This is a genomic window from Metamycoplasma sualvi (genome assembly GCF_045276925.1).
In the GTDB taxonomy this organism is placed as follows: domain Bacteria; phylum Bacillota_I; class Bacilli_A; order Mycoplasmatales; family Metamycoplasmataceae; genus UBA710.
Genome location: NZ_CP174167.1, coordinates 182,716 through 202,782, shown reverse-complemented (window position 1 = coordinate 202,782; position 20,067 = coordinate 182,716). Strand labels below are relative to the sequence as shown.

The window sequence follows — 20,067 nt, the reverse complement described above, 5'->3', positions numbered from 1 at the left end:
TTTATGAATAATGAAAAATTATTAGAAAAATTAAAAGAACTTTCTCAATATGCTTATGTTCCTTATTCTAATTTTCGTGTAGTTGCTTTTTTTGAAAATCAAGGTGATCAAAATTTTTATGGTGTTAATATTGAAAATGCATCTTATCCTAATACAATGTGTGCTGAAAGAGTAGCAATTCATTCAGCCATTAATAATAATGTAAATATTGCTAATATTAAAAAAATTCACATTTTTTCACCAGATTCAAAAGATTATTTATCTCCATGTGGAGGTTGTAGACAAACTATAAGTGAACATATTAAAAATGATTGTGATGTAATTATGTATAACAATAAAGGAGAAAGTATTAGAAAAAAATTTTCTAAAATTTTTCCTTTAGCAATTGATCAAAAAAATATTAAAGGTGCTAAAAAATAAATGAAATTATGTTGAATTGGAATTATAGGTAGACCTAATGTAGGTAAATCTTCTCTCCTAAATGAAATAATTGATTATGATTTGTCAATTGTTTCTCCTAAGCCTCAAACTACTAGGGATCAAATTTTAGGAATTTACAATGATGAGGAATATCAATGAGTTTTTTTAGATACTCCTGGAATTCATAAACCATTATCTAAATTAGGTGATGAACTAAATAAAAGAGCTTTAGAAACAATTGAAGATGTTGATTTAATTTTGTTCTTACAACCTGTAAATGAAGTGATATCAAAGGGTGATTTATTAATTCTAGATAAAATTAAGAATTTTGAAAACAAAATTGCTTTAATTACTAAAATTGATTTAATAAAAAAAGATGAAGATTTTTCATTAAATGAAAAAATAAAAATTCTTGATAATTATCAATTTAAAGCAATATTGCCTATTAGTATTAAAAAAAGATCTTCAATTAATAACTTAATAGATGAAATAAAAAAATACTCTTATGATGGTCAAAATTTATATGAAGAAGACGCAATTACAGATCGAAGTGAATTATTTCTTGCAAAAGAAATTATTAGATATAGTGCAATTGAAAATTTAAGTGATGAATTACCTCATTCAATAGCAATTGAAATTACTAATTATGATATTAATGAAAATGAAAATCTTAGAACAATAGAAGCTACTATTTTTTGTAAAAAAGAATCACAAAAAGGTATTATTATTGGCAAAAATGGTTCAATGATAAAAAAAATAGGAACCATGGCCAAAAAAATAATTAGCCAAAAATTTCATACTAATGTTAATTTAAAACTTATTGTAAAAATTAATAAAAATTGAATTAATAATGAAAAAATGATTAAAAAATTTCATTATTAATTTTTCTATAACTATTTAATTTTAAAAGATCTCTTATTAATTCTTTTTGAAATAATTGTCGGATTATCTTCGTTAAGTAATCCAAAAAATTTAGTAACATCAGCTATTTTTCCTACAACCATTAATTCATCTCCGATTTGAAATTTAATATCAGCTTTTGGCAAGAAGGAATCTCTACCTCTTTTTATTAATACTAAAGTAATTCCATAGTTGTTGAATTTTAAATCTTTCAATTGAATATTAATAAAATTATTATTTAAAACATGAGAAGAACCAATAACAAAACCATTACCAATTTCTGTTAATGTTTTGGAAAATTTGATGAAATTAGAGTTTGTAGCAATCAAAGCAGTTCTTGCTCCAGCTTCTACTTCTGGTCTAACAATTAAATCAACTCCTATTTGTCTTAAAACACGGGCATGACGTGAAGATGCTGCACGAGCAATAATATGTTCAATATTTAATTCTAATAAAGTTGCAACAACTTCTATATTATTAGGAGAACTAACAATAATAGTTTCCATCTCTGTAATTCCTAAAGCTTGAAGAGTTTGGATATCTGAAGCATCTGCTACAACAGTAGTTACTAAGGGTGAATTAACATAATTTGATAATTGTTTTTCATCCATATCGATTGCTAAGACTGATATATCCTGACTAACTAACTCTTCAATAACAGCAGAACCAAATCTACCTACTCCTATTACACAAATATTACTTTTTTTCTTTCTAGACATAGAACCCTTTTTAAATCAATAATTTAAATATTTTAAAATATTATTTTAAATTATTATAACTTTAAAAAAATTAAAATATATAATTAATTTTTATGGAATGAAAACAAAAATCGAAAAATATTTGATTTAAATTGAAAAAATTTCTCCTTAATTTATCTAATATTCAAATAATATTTTTAGTTTATTTAATTATCACTATTTTCTTTTCAATTATATTATCTTTACCTATTTCACAAAAAGATGGAATACATATTTCATTTATTGATATTGTTTTTACAGCAGCTTCTGCTTTTAGTGACACTGGATTGACCACTCAAACAACAGTAGAAACTTGAAGTGAATTTGGACAATTTATTATTTGTTTACTTATCCTAATAGGTGGTATAGGTATTTTTGCACTTAAAGTTTTTTTAATTAATATTGTTTTCAAAAAGACTATTTCAATAACATCTCGAAATATTTTAGAAAAAGAAAGAGGTTCTAATAGTATGGGACAACTGAAAAAAACTATTAAAACCTCAATTATTTTTCTATTTATTTCCATAGTGATTTCAACTTTAATTTTGTGAATTATGTTTTATTGTGAAAAAGGTAATTTTGTTTGAGAAATAGATGGAATAACCAAAGATTTTAGTCAATATGATCCTAATCATAATGTTTTATTATCATTTAAAGCTGCTATTTTTCACTCAATTTCAGCTATTAACAATGCCGGATTTGATGTTTTAAGTGATTCTTCATTATATCCTTACTATAGTGTTTATTCAATCCAAATAGTTTTTATTATTTTATTAATCATTGGAGGGATAGGATATCCTGTTATTTATGAAACTGTTCAATTTATTGTTCATAAAGCAAAAGGAAGAACTGATTTTAAGTTTTCATTATTTACCAAAGTAAGCTCAATAACTTATTTATTAGTATTTATATTTGGTCTTGTTTTTACATTAACTTTTGAAATAGGTAATAAAAGTCTTGCTAATGCAAACATCAATTTGCAAGGTATTTGAAATAATCCTAATGCTGGTAGCAACGGAGATAAAGTCATGGCAATTATTTTTCATGTTTTTTCAACAAGAAGTGCCGGGTTTACAACACTTAATCCTTCTATTGTTAAATTTACAGCACCAACATTAATCATCTTTTCAATAATGATGTTTATTGGAGCAGCTCCTTCATCAACTGCTGGAGGAATTAGAACAACAACATTAGCAATTATTATTGTGGCTATTTGAAATAGATTTAGAGGGGTTAAAGGAGTAAGAATGTTTAAAAGAAAAATTTCAGATGAAATTATTTATTCTTCTTTCATTGTTTTTGCAATTTCAATAGTCACTGTAATGTTTGCAACTTTAATATGTTTTACTTCATTAAATACATTATGAGGAAGTGCAAGTAGTGAAGTATTAAGATTTTCTGATATTTTATATGATGTATGTTCAGCTTTTGGAACTGCAGGATTAACAACGGGTTTATCTTCTAGTTTGAATATCTTATCTAAACTTGTCTTAATTCTTGTAATGTTTATAGGTCAATTAGGTATTTCTTCAACAATGCTTGTGTGAAGAAAAAATAATCCTAAAAATAACTATACTTATATAGAAGAAGATATTTTAATTGGATAAATTAAAGCAATTATCATTTAATATCACAAACAAATTGAGTATCATTTAAATAATCTAATTCATTTTCAAGATTATGAAAAACAATTTTATATGAGTGCAAATAAACTCTTTTATCATGCAAACCACCATATTTTTTGTCTCCATAAATAGGATATCCTAAATGTGATAAAGTAAGTCTTATTTGATGCTTTTTACCAGACTTAATTAAAGCATATTTTTTATTCTTATCTTGAAAAAAGATTGTATGCATCAGCAGGCCCGGTTTAGTATCAAATAATTCCATATCATTTGTTTTTTTATTTTTTCTTGCATAAAAAATAACTTCTTTTTTAGGTCAAGGAAAATCTGATTTTAAAAGATAATATTTTTCATGTAAATTAATCTTATTATTTAATTGAACTAATGCTGAATAAGTTTTAGCATATATAATCAATCCTGAAGTAACTCGATCTAACCTTCCAATACTTGAAGGAATAAATGAATCTGTTTGCTTATAATTAAGATATGACAAAACTTGATTATCTAATGAATCATTAAATCCATGCATAGATACATTGATTGGTTTATTAATTACTAAAATATTTTTATCTTCATAAATAACTTTAAAATCTATTTTTGTTTGATAAGTTACATTTTTTTTAACATCTTCTAAACCATAAATTCAAATAGCATCATTATTTACCACTGAATATGATTTATTATTTGTTTTGATGCCATTTACTTTCACATCTTTTAATCGAAAAACTTTTTCAATTGCAGAAACAGGCACATTATTTAAATTTTTTACTAAAAATTTAAATAATGTTCTTCCTTCATCATTTTTAGATGCCTTTAATTTAATTAAATTCATTATTAAAATTCTTCTCTTTGAGATCCATATAAGTCAATGATTTCTTCTGTGGCATCATTTTCTAGATCAATATTCGCAAATTCAGATAGTCTAGGCAATTCATTCAATGATCTAATTCTAAAATAATCATAAAATTTATCTGTTATACCAAATAAAACTGGATTACCCGGAGTTTTTGCAATACCTACTTCTTCTACTAAACCTTTTAACATCAATAAATTAACAATATGATCTGAAATTTTACCTCTAATTGCATTAATTGCTGATCTTGTAATAGGAGCTTTATATGCAATAATTCCCACAACTTCTAAAGCTGAATCTGATAATTTAGATCTTTTTTCATGTGAAATTAAAGAGCTAATAAATTCTTTTGCTTCACTTATTGTTACAAATTTATATATTCCATTGTATTCTTCTACTCTTAATCCTCTTTTTTCATTATTGAAATTTTCTACAAATTTATTCATTAAATCTTTTGCTACTGCAAGAGTTTCTAAGTGAAAAACTTCTTTAATATCTTCTATTTTTATACCTTCATCACCTTTAATATAGATTAAAGATTCAATTATTTTATCTCTTGATGTCATATTTTAATAGTTTACTCCTTTTCTTATGATAATTTCATCGAATTGTTTTGATTGTTCTAATATTAATTCTTCTATTCTTGACATATCTAAAATTGCAATTAATGTAATTACAAAATGATTTAATGTAGGTACATTAAAGATTAATTCAAAAGGGATTGTATCTTGTTTTAATTGATCAATAATTTTTCTAATTTGCTCTCTTCTTTCGGAAGGAGATAAATTAAAAGTTTCTAATTTAATTTTTCTTAATTTATCAGCATGAATTCTTTCAAACATTTTTCTTAAAGTTTTAATTAATTTTGATGTTGTTCCAAAACCATCTAAAGCTGCTTCGTCAACTTCTAATTCAAATTCATCAACATTTGATGGTTTTTTAATAAAAATTTCTTTTCTTTTTTCTTCTTGAAGTTTTAACTCTTGAGAAATATTTTTAAATTCTTGGTATTCTGCTAATAATCTTAATATTCTCATTTTATCTTCTTCTACTTCTTTAGCAATTTCTGGATCTGCTAAAATTAAACGAGCTTTAATATATAAAAGCTCTGAAGCCATAACTAAATATTCGCTAGCTATATCAATATCTTTTGCTTTTAAGTCTTCTATTATTTTCAAATATTGGGTTGCTAATTGAACCAAATCAATTTCAAATATATCAACATTTTTCTTTTTAATTAATTCTAATAATAAATCAAGAGGTCCATTAAAATCTCCTAAAAAGAAATTCATATCATTAGGATCAACATTTTTTGTGTTTTTCATTTAATCTCCTCTTTAATTTATAACTGTTAAGCATTAATGCTTTTTGAATATAAATTAATATAAATTATAAAATAAAGATTATTTTTTATTTTTTTTGTTTTCTTTTTTTGTTATATATTGTTCGTATTTCAAATCCATCTTATTTTGTTCTTTGATTAATTTTTGTTCTTCTTTTCTCAAATTTCTTTCTTTTTTAGCTTCTTTTTTGGCTTCTCTTTCTTGTTTTTTTCTTCATTTAATTGCAGCTTTTGATTTTTCAATATCTTCTATTTCAGATTTTGTTACTTGGAATTCATATTGAGGTTTCACAAAAGAAGATGCCACTATTTTTTTAATTCTTTCACTCAAAGCTATTGTGTTTTGATTAATAAAAGAACTAGGAGCAATTCTTTTATGAAAAATTACTTCTATTTTTAATTTATCTTTTCTTTTTAAATCAAAAGCTCCAACTGAATTATTAATAGTAAAAGGAACAATTGGTACATATTCTTTAATTGCTACTTTAAAAGCTCCTGGTTTAAATTCTCCTATTGAGGATTCACGGTTTCTTGTTCCTTCTGGAAAAATAACACCATATGTTTTATTCTCTTTTACAAATTTTCCAAATTTTTCATAAACTTGTAAACTTTTTCTAAAATCATCACGTTCTAAATAAAATGTATCAATGCAATTTAATGGATATCTAATATAGCTTTTATATTGTAGAGAGTGTTTTGCAATAAAAGTAGCAATCTTATTAAAGTCATCTTTTGCTTCTGTTTGTGCTTTTAGGGCATATAGCAAAGCAAGAGCATCAAAATTGTCTTGATGATTACCATATAAAAAACACGGACCTGAAGAAGATAAATTATCATATCCTTTTACAACCACTTCTATATTTAATGATTTCATTAATGAACTAATTTTTTTAACAATAAAATTGGTTCTAAATTGAAGATTATATCTTTCATTATCTTTTAAAGAATATAATCAATATTTTTTTGCTTTTCTAGCTGCAAATCATATTTTTAATCTAATCATCATTTTTAATCTCTCCTATAACAAATGCAATTACATATTCATTTTCTTTAGATGTTGATATTTTATAATTTTTATATTTAAATATTCCTTTTTTATCTCTTTCTATATTTATTAAATGATAATCATGTAAATTATTATTAGCTTTAAATAATGCTTCTTTAATTGCTCATCTTTGAGCTAAATATAATAATTTGTTTTCAGTTTTTTCTCATTCAATAAATTCATTGTCAGATAAAACCTTTTTAATAAAATTAATTTTTTTATCTTCAAATCTTTTAATTGAAGTAATATCAACACCTATTGTTATCATACAAAATATTCTATAATAAATTAGCCCAAAAACTAGAGAAGTTTGAACTAAAAATTTATACAAAAAATTAATAAACTACTAAGAAAAATCATCACTTTTGAAAAAATTTTTCACTTTTTTTAATTTAATAAATTAAATATATAAGAGCAAAAAAAAATTCAAAAATTTCCTTTTAAATTTGCTTACAATGGATTATGTAATGCTAGAAAATAAGGAGGGAAAAATGCTTACAAAAAAATTATTTTTAGGACTAGGAGGACTTGCAGTTGCTGCTGTTCCTGTGATGTCAGTTATATCATGTGGGGCTAATACAATTAACAATGCTGCAGAAGCTGTTGAGGTAGAAGAAAACGGTATATATGTAAATAAAGAAACAGGATATATTACAAAATATACAGGAATAGAATCAGTTGTTACTATTCCGGCACAAATTCAAGGTGTAACAATTAAAGGTGTAGGAACAAATGCTTTTAAAAATAAAGGACTTATATCATTAACAATTGAAGCGGATTTAGAATCAATCGGTGATTATGCATTCGCTAACAACAATTTAACATCATTAAAATTATTACAAACAATTAATTCAATTGGAAATAATGCTTTTGAAAATAACTCAATAAGTGTTTTAGAATTCACACCACCTGCTCAATCAGATGTTGTAACAGGAGAAGAAGGTGAAAATGCTCCAATAAAAGAATTACAAACAATTGGAGATTATGCTTTTAATGGAAACAAAATTGAAAAATTAAGTTTACCTGATTCAGTTAAATCATTAGGAAAACATTCATTTGAAAATAATGCTATTGCTTCAATTATTTTTGGTGGACAACTAGAAACAATTGACGACTATGCATTTAACAATAATAGAATATCTTTAATTCAATTACCTCAATCATTAACAAAAATAGGGAACTTTGCTTTTACAAACAACCAAATTAATTCATTAGCAATTCCTAACTCTGTAACTACAATTGGTTCACATGCATTTAAACAAAACCAAATTAACTCATTAATATTAGGATTAAATTTAGCTTCAATTGGTTCATATGCATTTAGTGGTAATACAATTCAAACATTAGTAGTTCCTGACAGTGTTAAAACAATAGGAACTTCAGCATTTAGTGACAATCAAATCAATGATTTAAAATTAGGTGCAGGAGTTAAAAAAATTAGTTCATCTGCTTTTGCAAATAACAAAATTAGTTCATTAATTATTCCTGATTCAGTAACAACAATTGGTTCTTCAGCTTTTACAAATAACCAAATTAGTGACTTAAAATTAGGTACAAAAGTAAATAGAATAGAAGATGAAGCATTTAGATTAAATAAATTGACAAATGTAGAATTCCCTTCATCAGTTGGATTTATTGGAGATAATGCATTTAGACTTAATGAAATTACAAATGTAACATTAACATTAGCTTGTGAATTTACAGAAAATGATGAAGCTATTAATTCATTTGATGCTGATGTAATTATTAATAGAGCTTAATTAACTTTAAAGTATTTTAAAAACTTCTTAATATAAAAAACAAAAATCAAAATAAAATTTTCTAGACAAAAAAATGATCAGTTCTTAAAAATTTTATGTATAAAAATGATCAGTTCTTAAAAATAATTTATATAATCAGTTCTTAAAAATAATTTATATATAAAATTAAATAATTAAAACAAGAGTATACCTTGGTATGCCCTTGTTTTTATTTTTATTATGATTATTTTGATCTTTATTGGGCGATTTCAAATTAACAACGAAATTAATTAGAATAGATATTTCATTAATATCTTGCTAATTTAAAATTTTTATTTTCAAAACATTTTTATAATTTAAAATATAAATTATTTAAATTTTGATAAATTGAAAACTTAACAAAATCTCAATTTTAAAAATGAATAGGAGATCTTATTTATGAATAATGAATTATGAAAAAAAATAGATGATCGTATTTATGATACATTTGCTAAACCAAATCAAAAATTTAAAAAAGAATTAATCTCTTCAATAGCAATTCATATTTTAAACCCAGATAAAATTATTAAATCTTTAGGTAAAAAAAATTGATTAATAATTCTTTCAGAATTGTTTTATGAAATTAAAAAAATTATGAATTATTATGATGTTGATTATATAAGCAATCATAGTGATATTATTTATGGAAGATTCGAAACACCTACTAAAGAAAAGATTCAAAAAATTTTTGAATGTGCTGTAAATTTAAATACTTTTAAATGACATTTCAATAAAAGAATAGCTAAAAATATTATTGATGTTAAACTTGATAAAAATGAATTAATTATAGATTTTGGTATTGGACTTGTTTTTTCTAAAGAAAATTATCAACAAAGTTCAAGTCAAAAGAATGTTAATACTCTTTTTAAAAGTGAATCAGTAGATCTAGCAATTACTTTAGCTCTTCTTGCAAACTCTAAAGAAAATAGTCCTATATTATTCAATGAATTAATTGTTGCTAATTTCACTAAAAAATATTTAAAAGATAATACAAACATTGTAAAAGATTTTGAAACTTATAAAATAAAAAATAAAACAATATATGGTTGCTCACTAATAAACATTGATTACAATGAATGAATTAAAAGAAAATTATAATTTTTAATTAACTTTATATCATTTCAATATTTCTTCTGTAATATGCAGATAAGATTTTATATTTATTGAAAATGGTAAATTTTAAATTTATTTTACAAATTGTAATCAATTTGACTTTTTTTAAAGCTTTTTATTATGAATTATAATTATTTTTATTTATTTTCAACAAATTATTATTTCAGACAAAGAAATTGACATTACAATTAATATTGAGATAAAAGCAATTCCTTTTTGAATTTCATTTGTTCATTAGGAATATTCACCTCTCATCTTGTTACATTAAATTAATTTAAAACAAATAAAAATCAAATTATAAGAGAGTTTTGTTGTTTTATTAACAAGATTTAGAACCACAAAGCTATAATTTTGTAAACTTCATAATCTAATTCCTAATTACAAGAAACAATAAAAAATGATACATAAATGCTCGCAGTTCATTACAGACCTAAAATTATTGGTACAATTTATAGGAGAGGTTCTGATTTGAAAAAAGTTTAAAAAATATATTGGTTTTGTAATACCTCTCTTGTTTCTTATGATTATTTTATTTGTAACTTCTTGTTCAATAAAATAAGAAAATTATAATAACTTTATTGATTATGATGGTACATGTGAGTCTTTTGATAATCTTGTTAAAAACATTAGTTACAAAGATTTTCAAACTAATTTTAATTTGAAAATAAATGAAGTTAAACCAAGTGATATTGTTTGAAGATATAAAAATGAGTATGAAAACTAAATATACGTATGGACATATTCATTGCGAATCGAGGAAAATTAGAAATTCTTACAGATAGCAGAGATTACAAAGAAAATGCAATTGAGTTTATGTTTGTTCTACAAGACATTGATAAAAAATGATTTTATGATGGTTCTAGTAGATGATTTTGAATGTGATTATATAAGTAATAGTAATGATATCTAAATCTAAATAAAAGAAAGAAGGATACATGAAAAAAAATATAAAAAACTATAAATCAATAAAAATTTTTACAAGTATAATGTTCTTTTTGTTTTTGTTAGTATCTACCTTTTTATTTTTTATACCATCAAATAAAACAAATACAAATTTAAATAACAATTCAAATTTAGTTGAAAATGTTAAAGCATCAGAAAACGAAAGAGTAATTGAAGTTTCACCTCCTAATAATTTGGATGATTTGAGAAATCTTTCACCAGATGAGATTGTATCTTTAAGAAAACTAGATATGCGTAATTATAATGTTGTTACTCCTGTTAAAAATCAAGGTTCACAAGGGATATGTTGAGCTTATGCTTTTGCAGCTGCTAGTGAAGTTAACATGTTATATAAATCAAATGTTTTAGATGCAAAATATAATAATCAGAATTTTGGTTTATCACCCAAAAAAATTGATTCAACTGTTAATATAAGAACAGTAGATACTGATGTTTTAAAATTAACAGAACAAGATGTTTTCAGGAGACAATTAGGGAATGGAGTTGTTTCACTTTTTCATAATTCACAAATAATGATGCAACAAAATGCTGACATTATCGGAGATGTTAACAGTTTAACAGGAGAAAAAGCCGCTTGATTGCAAAGTATAATTAACATACAAAATGATGTTCAAGAAATTAAACAATCTATTGCTAAACATGGAGCTGTAGCATTTGCATATAAATCAAGTTGACAAAATTCATATTATGCTACAAGTGAACTTCCCGATCATGCTGCAACAATTGTTGGTTGAGATGATGATTATGATAAAAATAAATTTGGTCCAACAAAACCTAGTCGTAATGGTGCATGAATTGTTAAAAATAGTTGAGGGACAAGCAATTTTGATAATGGATATTTTTACTTATCATATGATTCCAAAATATTAGATATTGTAGCTTTTGATTATGTAAACAAAAATAAATATAACAATATTTATTATTATGATGGTATGGCAAGAATTGGTAAATCAAATGAAATTGGAAATAAAAAAGTAGCAGTAATTTTTCCAGTTAAAAAAGGAGCATACAATACTGTTGAAAAATTAAAAGGAATTTCATTTGGTTTGATTGGAAAAAATGCAAAAGTTAAAGCGACAGTATATACAAATGTAGAAGCTAATCCAATTAATAGATATTCACAATTAAATAATCCTGAAAATGGAACAAAAGTCTTAGAACAATTTAGCGAAATATATCCAAATTCATCGATTTATGGTGGTCAATACACATTGGAATTTAATACAGAAATCGAGTTACAACCAGGGACTTATTTTAGTATTGTTCTTGAACCAATAAATGATGATCATAGTGCTAAAATATTATTCTCAAGTGAAGGTGATTCTACAAATGATTTAACTTTTTATGAAAATAATGGTCAATGACTAAATTGTGCAACAGCAGATATTGATAGAGCTGCATATAATGTTGCTATTATAAAAGCTCTAACTACATCACAAAACAAAGAAGCTGTTAAAAATAATGATTTACTGTATTCTAATATTAGTTTTAGTGAACAAGATTTTTATTATGATGGTAATACCCCAAATCCTTCTCCAATTGTTAATTATGAGGGTAGTGTTTTAAAAGAAAATCAAGACTATGTAGTTGAATGAAAACAAATTATTGAAACCAATGCAGACAATCAAGATCAAGTAGGAACATTAATAACTACAATTAAAGGTTTGAACAATTATAATGGAATTAAAAGAATTTATTCAGTGATTCGTAAAGGAGAGAAACCAAACTTAAATTTAAATGGTATTGGTTCTTTTGATGATAAAACGGAAATTGTTTCTATCAATATAGAAAATAGTTTTAATCAAAAAATCAATAGATATCATGACATTGATTTACCAGAAGGTTGACAATTTGAAAATGATGGAGAACTAAAGGATGGTTTAAATGAAAACAATAAAATTCAATATGTAAAATCTGATGCCAATCTTTATAAAAAAACAAAATTTGTTGTTAAAGTTAATAAAGATACTGTAATTAATAATATAAATGATGCAACTAATGAATTTGTTTGAAATTCACCTTTTTATTATACTGGAGATGAAATTAGGCCTAATATCGAGTTAAAATTTAATAATAAATTATTGATATTAGGTACAGATTATGATGTTTTATATGAGAATAATATTGAAGTGGGTGAAGCAAATATAACAATAAATGGAATAAATTATTTTAATAATGAAAAAAATATTAATTTTACAATTGTTAAAGCAAAAAATAAAATTACTTCATTTAAAATATCAAACAATAATCCAATAGCAACATCATTGTTTGGTCAAGAAAATATTATTTATAAATACTATAAAGATAAAGATGGTCTAATTGAATTATCAGATAAACCAAATGCAGGTGAGACATATTATGTTAAAGCTTGTGTTATGGAAACAAAAAATTATGAAGCAGCTTATAGTGATTTATTGGAAGTTAATCCTTTTGTTCCTACTAAAAAATCTATTCCGGAAAAGATGGTCATAATAATTTCAACAACTATCCCTATATCATTTTTAGTTATCATAAGTTTGGTAACAATAGTCTTGGTTAGAAAATTTAGAAAATAATCTGGTTTGAATAAGAAAATATCTAGACCTAAAATTAAAACCAAAATATTAATAAATTATTTTTCAATTAAAGAATCTTCATTCATTGATTCAAGTTTTTTAATTCCCATATAATCTAAAATTGTGGGAACCATATTAGTTAATTTACCATTCTTTAATTTTAATGATTTATCTGTTGTAATTAGCATTAATGGACTTGAGGTATGTTTTATAGCTGGATTTCCGTCTTTATCTTCTGTAATTTCAGCATTTTCATGATCTGCAGTAATGAATAATTTTCCGCCAATTGATTCTATTCAGTCTTTAATTCTTTTGATTTATTTGTCTAAAATGATACCGCTTCAATTGTAAACTTTAAATTCCCTGTATGTCCAACCATATCTGGATTAGCAAAATTCATAATTACTAAAATCATATTTAGCACCATTTTCAATTAAGTAATCTCTGCCCTTCAACTGACATATGAGGAGCATCTGCATATGATTATATTTTTAATGAATCAATCATTTTACTATCCATATTTGGATATACTACATCAATTCCCACAACCATAAAAATGTAACATGAGCATATTTTTGAGTTTCGGCTAACCTTAACTGTTCTAATCCAGCATCAGCAATTACTTTTCCAATTGGATTTTTAACTTCCATTTCTGAATAAGCAACAATAGTATCTAATCCTTCGTATTTCATCATTAAAACACATTTGTTGTTTTTTACAGGAATAGAAGGTTTAAATTCTATATTATTTGAACCAATAAATAAATAAATAAATGTGTTAATTGTCTTGCTCAATCAGGTCTAAAATTGAAAAAAATAATTGAATCCCCTGTTATTAACAAATTTAGCATTAGGATTTATAGTAGGTATTAAGAATTCATTGCTAATGTTTTCTTTATTGCAACATCACGTCCATTGCCAAAAACATGAACTGACACATTTTTAACATTATATCAATATGCTGCATCAATTAATAAAAATAGATGCTATTCAAATGAATAAACACCACCTAGCGACAAAAGACCCATTAAATGTAGAGTTGCATTATTTTCTTTAACATTTTTAAATGCTTCTTATTAAAAAAATTTATTTAATTTAAATTTACCATCTTGAATTTCTTTGCCGATCAATGATAAACCAATATAGACAATTTCTCCTGCACCAATATTTAAATGACCTATTTCTGATTTTTCCATTTGACCTTTTGAAAGACCAACAAACTATCCAGAAACTTGAATAATTGAATTTGGATAACTTTTAAAAAATTCACTAAAAGTTGTAGTATTAGCTTGTTTGAATCCATTGCCTTGGAACTTCATCTCTTAGTCCAATACTATGGATAACAAACAACACAAATGGTTTTTTTATTTGTTAAGTTTTGTTTCTTCATTTATTTTAATACAAAACATACAAAATTAGTTTTTAAAGAAAATATCGAAATCAACTTAATAATTTTTGACTAATTTAAATTATTTTTCTCATTGACTTTTTAACATAGTTGTTGTTAATTGTGATCTATATTGTTCTGTTTTTTTATTAAATGAAATCTCTGTTACAAATTCAATCTTAATCATAATAGCATTTTCATGAATATTAATTAAATCAAGTTGTAAAACATCATCAAATTTATATAATATTGACTCAATTACAAATGAATTTTCATACAATCTTGAGAAATAATTCAATTTTCCTTGTGAATTATTGTCATTATCTGTTTCAAAACTCAAATTAATTTCTCTACTAAAAATAGAAGGGGTTAAATATTTGTTTATCTGTTGTCATCTTTTATTAACATTGTCTTCTGTGTCCTCAAAATTGATTAAACTTTGTGTCAAAACTGGCAGAATTATTGTACTACTACTTAAATTAGAAATGCTTAATTTATCATTTGATTGTAAATTAAATGCATTATCAACTAAATTTTTATGGTCTTTTTTCAAAGTACTTTTCAATCCTTTTAGAAGAGTATTTGTTTCAAAATCTGGATTAATTGAAACAGTATTTATTTTGTCATTTGCTATTATGCTATTTTCATTAATATTTTTTGTTTTATTTGATAAATCAAAATTTTTACTAAAAATTTGTTGATATTCACCATCAATTGCAAGTGTAACCACAAATTGTAATTCATTTGAAAAATCATCTGCATTAATGTTGTCATTACTTATACCAAAAGCAATTCCATTAATATCTCCCTTTAAATAATTTTGGTTAATTGTTTCTGTTCATTCATTTTGAAATAAACCATTAACTGAAAAATAACTTTGTCCTAATTTTTTACTCATGTATGATTTTCCAAGAAAATAAGATGGATAATAAGATTGAATTTCAGTCTCATTAATTGTTACTTTACTTATAAGGAAATGTTTAACATCATCTATTGTAGGGATGGCAATACTTGGTTTATTGTATGAAACTTGTGTTCAATTAATTAATTTGCCTTTTTCTTTTCAAACTCCATTAATATATTCGCTATTTGTGTATGTTGCATTAATTTGGAATATCATTAGTTTTTTATCTTTATCAATAGTTGATTTGATAGTAAAATTAAATCCTTGCTGAATTAATTCATTAATTGAACCTAATCTAATACCATCTTGATTTGATACTGTAAAATTTGAAATAAAAGTATTAATTCATTGTTCAGAAGAAATAGAAGTTATTGAATCAATATTTGTAGAATCAGTAATTGGTTTTAAATTTTCAATTCAAGCATCTTTATTTAAGTTTAGATCATATATTTGTATATCTTCATTTTTATTAAAAGTATTAAATCCTGATATTGTTATATCAGCATTTATTGCTTCATCTTTATATGTTCCAGACAAATTAATATTAATATCACCACGACCTGTATCACCACTCAAAATTTTAACTTTAAGATTTTTAAAATCATTTAAATTTTGTAATGTTGAATTAAAATAATCATCATTTAATTTAATTAGAGATGTTGTGCTTTTTAAGTTGAAAAGGTTAATAATATTTTTATATTTTGTTGCACTTAATTTTTCATCAATTAATTGTCCGCCAGCAGGATCTAAACTTGATGGTAATTGTTTAAAATTGGTTATTTTAACTTCTTGCGATAAATCAACAATCTGAATTTTATTGCCTAGATATCATCTATTTTTATAAATTGTAAGTATAAAACTTAATGTATTACTATCATTTTCATTAGATATAATTTCAGTATTTAAATCATTTAGATCTTCAATCATTGAAGTATCTCCAACAACAAATTGTTTTATGTTTTCAATAACAAAATTACCTAAGTTATTTTGAATTTTGGCCAAAAATTCAATTTTTGTCATGTTATTCACTTTTTCGCTATTGTAATTTAAATTCTCACTATTTACAACAGATATAATTTTTGTATCTTCATGATTACTTGGATCTTTGATCTGTTCTTCTGATTTAGAACATGATACAACTAAAAGATTTGGCATACAAAATAAACAAGTTATTCCTAAACATAAAGCAATTTTTTTCATATTCAATATTTTCATATATTGAATTGTAGCATGTAATGTTATTGAATTTAGATTGATTATTAAGATGAAAAGTAAAAATCAAAAGTCTACCTTAGCATTAAACTATAGATGGGACTATTTGAGTCCTTCCAAAAACAATTAAACAGAATAAAGGACAAATTGAAAATGTTCATAGATTATTGAGATATTGGGTCAAAAAAGAAAGGGCAATTGATAATTTAACCCAAAGAGAATTAGATCAGATCATTCAAAAAATTCATGAATATCCTAGAAGAATTTTCAAGAGCAATAAACTTGTAAGTGCTAATGAGTTTGAAAATGTATAGCAATTTTTTTAAATTCCAAAACATGAAATTATTTCATCTATTTCTAAAGCTCTGCTTGGAACAAATTCACCATCCATTACATCATAATGAATGCATTTTATTCCTAATTCTATTAATCTATTAATAGTTTCTTTCCTTTGTTTTTTTCAACATTTAAAATCGAAGTTGTAATTAACTTATCTAACATTAATCTTTAGCCTCTAATAGCATTTTGATGTAATTTTCATATCTCGATTTTAACAAAATATTAATTTGATATTTTCTTTTAACTTCACAATCTATTTCTTTATAATGAATACAAGTAGAAAATTTACATTTTTTAGACCATTCTTTAAAATCAAAAAAAGAATGAGCAAGTTCTAATTTACTTAAATTAATTTCTAATGAACTAAATCCTGGAGTATCAATTATTCTTATATCTTGTTCACAAAAAATTTCTATCACCCTTGTAGTGTGTTTGCCACGACCTAATGATTTAGAAATTTCATTTGTCTTTTCATTCTTATTTAATAAGTTATTTAATGTAGAAGTTTTTCCAACACCTGTCTGACCTGTAAAAACTGTTAATTTATTTCTAAAATTATCTTTAATTTTGTTTCAATCAAAATCTTTATCTTTGTTATTAATCAATAAACAATTAAAATTTTGTGATAAATAATCATAATAAGGTTTGTTATTTCCTAAATCAGATTTTGTAAAAATAATTAAAGTGTTGATATTTTGTGATTCAATAATTGCTAAAAATCGGTCTAACAATAAAGAAGAAAATTTTGGTTCACTTAAAGAAACAATAATTGCAACCAAATCAACATTTGAACTTTTGGTCTTATTAAAAAATTTTTTCTTTCTTTAACTTTTGTTAATAGTAAATCATTTTTAAATTCAACATAATCACCAACAATTGGAATTAAATTATTATCTCTTAATGTTCCGCTGGCTCTAAGTCGATAAATTTTATTTTTTGACACTACATCAAAAAAACCAGATATTATTTTGATTACTTGACCTTGTTTTATCATTTATATATATTATAATTTTAATTGCTTTAGAGTGTATTTATATTTGTATATTTTTAAAATAAGAAAATAGCATGAAAAATTTATTGTTGTTGGATCAGGGATAATGATTCTGTTATTGCAATAAATTTAGCTGATGTTAGTTTTTTAGTTTCTGTTTATGAAAAGATAAATCATATTGGTGGAAATATGTATGATTATGAAAAAGATGGGATATTAGTTCATAAATATGGATCTCATATTTTCATATTTCAAAAGAAAATGTTTATGAATGTATGTCTAAATTTTGAAAATTAAATAATTTTAAAAATATTGTTGTATTATTCAAGTTCGGTTTAAATAAAAATCAAGCAACCATTTCCCAAAAATTGCTTGACCCCTTGCCAATGCTAGAATTTAACACTAGTAGGAAGCAAAAAAAGAGGAACTTTTTAGTTCCCACTCTATTTTTGTACCACTCAAAACATTTTAATTACAAATTAAAATAATATACAAATTTTCTTTGTTATAATAATAAATGCAATATTAAATTGCCTCTTAGCGGTAAGTGGAAGATAATGAAATCATTATTGCCTGACCACAAGAGATCAGAATTATAAAACTAAGGAAGTGACATGGCTAAACAAATTGTTAGGGTTGCTAAATTGGAATTTAATGCTGGTCAAGCTAAACCTGGTCCAGAATTAGCTGGATTAGGTATTGTAATGCCAGAATTTACAAAACAATTTAATGACCAAACTAGGGATCGTGGTTCAGAACCAGTTCCTGTTGAAATTACAATATATAAAGATAAATCATTTACATTTAAATTATTTACAGCTCCAGCAGCATATAAATTAATTCAAGCTGCAAAAATTCAAAAAGGTTCTCCAAATTCCAAAACTACAATTGCAGGAACTATTACTGTTAAACAATTACAAGAAATTGCTGAATATAAATTAGTAGATTTAAATACTGATAATGTTAAACAAGCAATGAAAATAATTGCAGGAACAGCTAAAAATATGGGAATTGCAATTGAAGGATGAGATGATATTGAAAAATTAAAAGCAGATGCGATTGAAGCTCAAAAAGCAGAAGCTAGAGCTCATGCAATGGAAGAAAAATTAGCAGAAGAAATTAAAGCAGCATCTGAACATAAAGAATTTGTGGAAGCTGAAGTTATTAAAAAACCTACTGAATCAAATGAAGAAAATGGTGATAAATAATGGCTAAAAGATTGAGCAAAAACCAAAAAAAAGTTAATGAATTATTTGATAAAAATAAAGAATATTCATTATTAGAAGCAATGGAAATTGCAAAAAAAACATCTTATACAAAATTTGATGCTTCAGTAGATATATCTCTTAACTTAAATCTAGACACAAGAAAAGCAGAACAACAATTAAGAGGTTCTGTGTTATTACCTAATGGAACTGGAAAAAATGTAAGAGTTTTAGTAGCAACAGATAATACAGAACAACAAAAAGCTTCAAAAGCTGCAGGTGCAGATATTGTGGTAAATACTGTAGATTTAGAAGATATACTTAAAAAAGAAAAATTTGATTTTGATGTAATGGTAGCTGAGCCAAAAATGATGATTACTTTAGGTAAATATGGTAAAGTTTTAGGTCCTAAAGGTTTAATGCCTAACCCTAAAACAGGAACTGTAACACCTGATACAGCAAAAGCTGTTGAAGAATTGAAAAAAGGGAAAGCTAATTATCGTGCAGATAAAGCTGGAATTATTCATTCATTAATTGGTAGAGTATCTATGGATGCGCAAAAACTTGCTGAAAATGCTGATACTTTAATTCAATTGATTAAAAAATTAAAACCCGCAACCGTTAAAGGGACATATATGAAATCTATTTATGTTTCTACAACTATGGGTCCTGCAATTAAAGTAAAAGTTGAATAAAAGT

General features: G+C 24.3%; 19 protein-coding genes and 1 pseudogene. 9 read left to right on the top strand and 11 right to left on the bottom strand.

Features of this window, described 5'->3' with window-relative positions:
* Window positions 1-3: 3 nt before the first annotated feature.
* Together cdd and era are read left to right on the top strand one after the other, a co-directional pair.
* The gene (gene cdd, locus ACJA29_RS00965) at window positions 4-420 is read left to right on the top strand and encodes a cytidine deaminase (protein WP_406602763.1); all 417 of its coding nucleotides are present in this window, start codon (window positions 4-6) and stop codon (window positions 418-420) included.
* The gene (era, locus tag ACJA29_RS00960; protein ID WP_406602762.1) at window positions 421-1,302 is read left to right on the top strand and encodes a GTPase Era; all 882 of its coding nucleotides are present in this window, start codon (window positions 421-423) and stop codon (window positions 1,300-1,302) included. It begins immediately after the preceding gene.
* 11 nt (window positions 1,303-1,313) lie between these two features.
* On the opposite strand, the gene ACJA29_RS00955 is transcribed toward era, so the two are convergent.
* A complete protein-coding gene (locus ACJA29_RS00955) occupies window positions 1,314-2,039 on the bottom strand; it encodes a potassium channel family protein (protein WP_406602761.1) in 726 nt (241 codons plus the stop codon).
* Window positions 2,040-2,131: 92 nt separating this feature from the next.
* Between ACJA29_RS00955 and ACJA29_RS00950 the strand changes: the two genes are divergently transcribed.
* Window positions 2,132-3,664 (top strand): TrkH family potassium uptake protein, encoded by a 1,533-nt coding sequence (locus ACJA29_RS00950; RefSeq protein ID WP_406602760.1) that lies wholly within the window; start codon window positions 2,132-2,134, stop codon window positions 3,662-3,664.
* 10 nt (window positions 3,665-3,674) lie between these two features.
* On the opposite strand, the gene ACJA29_RS00945 is transcribed toward ACJA29_RS00950, so the two are convergent.
* From ACJA29_RS00945 to ACJA29_RS00925, 5 genes are all read right to left on the bottom strand, one after another.
* Window positions 3,675-4,514: a pseudouridine synthase gene (locus ACJA29_RS00945; protein ID WP_406602759.1), complete on the bottom strand. Its 840-nt coding sequence runs from the start codon at window positions 4,512-4,514 to the stop codon at window positions 3,675-3,677.
* A gap of 2 nt (window positions 4,515-4,516) precedes the next feature.
* A complete protein-coding gene (scpB, locus tag ACJA29_RS00940) occupies window positions 4,517-5,101 on the bottom strand; it encodes an SMC-Scp complex subunit ScpB (protein WP_406602758.1) in 585 nt (194 codons plus the stop codon).
* Window positions 5,102-5,104: 3 nt separating this feature from the next.
* Entirely contained in the window at window positions 5,105-5,860 is a 756-nt protein-coding gene (locus ACJA29_RS00935; RefSeq protein ID WP_406602757.1) for a segregation/condensation protein A, read from the bottom strand.
* A gap of 78 nt (window positions 5,861-5,938) precedes the next feature.
* Window positions 5,939-6,883: a 1-acyl-sn-glycerol-3-phosphate acyltransferase gene (locus ACJA29_RS00930; protein ID WP_406602756.1), complete on the bottom strand. Its 945-nt coding sequence runs from the start codon at window positions 6,881-6,883 to the stop codon at window positions 5,939-5,941.
* Window positions 6,873-7,190, bottom strand: a complete 318-nt coding sequence (locus tag ACJA29_RS00925) for a holo-ACP synthase (RefSeq protein WP_406602755.1) — start codon at window positions 7,188-7,190, stop codon at window positions 6,873-6,875. The genes ACJA29_RS00930 and ACJA29_RS00925 overlap by 11 nt, the downstream gene beginning before the upstream one ends.
* A 223-nt stretch (window positions 7,191-7,413) precedes the next feature.
* Between ACJA29_RS00925 and ACJA29_RS00920 the strand changes: the two genes are divergently transcribed.
* From ACJA29_RS00920 to ACJA29_RS00910, 3 genes are all read left to right on the top strand, one after another.
* Window positions 7,414-8,682 (top strand): leucine-rich repeat domain-containing protein, encoded by a 1,269-nt coding sequence (locus ACJA29_RS00920; RefSeq protein ID WP_406602754.1) that lies wholly within the window; start codon window positions 7,414-7,416, stop codon window positions 8,680-8,682.
* A 417-nt stretch (window positions 8,683-9,099) separates the two neighbouring features.
* On the top strand, window positions 9,100-9,798 hold the full coding sequence (locus ACJA29_RS00915) for a hypothetical protein (RefSeq protein ID WP_406602753.1): 699 nt from the start codon (window positions 9,100-9,102) through the stop codon (window positions 9,796-9,798).
* Window positions 9,799-10,748: 950 nt separating this feature from the next.
* The gene (locus tag ACJA29_RS00910) at window positions 10,749-13,331 is read left to right on the top strand and encodes a C1 family peptidase (RefSeq protein ID WP_406602752.1); all 2,583 of its coding nucleotides are present in this window, start codon (window positions 10,749-10,751) and stop codon (window positions 13,329-13,331) included.
* A gap of 56 nt (window positions 13,332-13,387) precedes the next feature.
* On the opposite strand, the pseudogene ACJA29_RS00905 reads toward ACJA29_RS00910, so the two are convergent.
* The 5 genes and pseudogenes from ACJA29_RS00905 to ACJA29_RS00885 all read right to left on the bottom strand — a co-directional run bounded on the left by ACJA29_RS00905 (window position 13,388) and on the right by ACJA29_RS00885 (window position 18,166).
* Window positions 13,388-14,698 (bottom strand): annotated as a pseudogene (locus ACJA29_RS00905) (2,3-bisphosphoglycerate-independent phosphoglycerate mutase).
* Between the two features lie 101 nt (window positions 14,699-14,799).
* On the bottom strand, window positions 14,800-16,836 hold the full coding sequence (locus ACJA29_RS00900) for a hypothetical protein (RefSeq protein WP_406602751.1): 2,037 nt from the start codon (window positions 16,834-16,836) through the stop codon (window positions 14,800-14,802).
* Window positions 16,837-17,155: 319 nt separating this feature from the next.
* Window positions 17,156-17,272, bottom strand: a complete 117-nt coding sequence (locus ACJA29_RS00895) for a hypothetical protein (protein ID WP_406602963.1) — start codon at window positions 17,270-17,272, stop codon at window positions 17,156-17,158.
* A 61-nt stretch (window positions 17,273-17,333) separates the two neighbouring features.
* Window positions 17,334-17,951, bottom strand: coding sequence for a ribosome small subunit-dependent GTPase A (gene rsgA, locus ACJA29_RS00890; RefSeq protein WP_406602750.1), 618 nt, complete (start codon window positions 17,949-17,951; stop codon window positions 17,334-17,336).
* Window positions 17,927-18,166, bottom strand: a complete 240-nt coding sequence (locus ACJA29_RS00885; protein ID WP_406602749.1) for a hypothetical protein — start codon at window positions 18,164-18,166, stop codon at window positions 17,927-17,929. The genes rsgA and ACJA29_RS00885 overlap by 25 nt, the downstream gene beginning before the upstream one ends.
* Window positions 18,167-18,232: 66 nt before the next feature.
* On the opposite strand from ACJA29_RS00885, the gene ACJA29_RS00880 reads away from it, so the two are divergent.
* The 3 genes from ACJA29_RS00880 to rplA all read left to right on the top strand — a co-directional run bounded on the left by ACJA29_RS00880 (window position 18,233) and on the right by rplA (window position 20,063).
* Entirely contained in the window at window positions 18,233-18,460 is a 228-nt protein-coding gene (locus ACJA29_RS00880; RefSeq protein WP_406602962.1) for an NAD(P)-binding protein, read from the top strand.
* 317 nt (window positions 18,461-18,777) lie between these two features.
* Window positions 18,778-19,371: a 50S ribosomal protein L11 gene (gene rplK / locus ACJA29_RS00875; protein WP_406602748.1), complete on the top strand. Its 594-nt coding sequence runs from the start codon at window positions 18,778-18,780 to the stop codon at window positions 19,369-19,371.
* Window positions 19,371-20,063, top strand: a complete 693-nt coding sequence (gene rplA / locus ACJA29_RS00870; protein WP_406602747.1) for a 50S ribosomal protein L1 — start codon at window positions 19,371-19,373, stop codon at window positions 20,061-20,063. Before rplK ends, rplA begins: the two co-directional genes overlap by 1 nt.
* The last annotated feature ends 4 nt before the right edge of the window (window positions 20,064-20,067 follow it).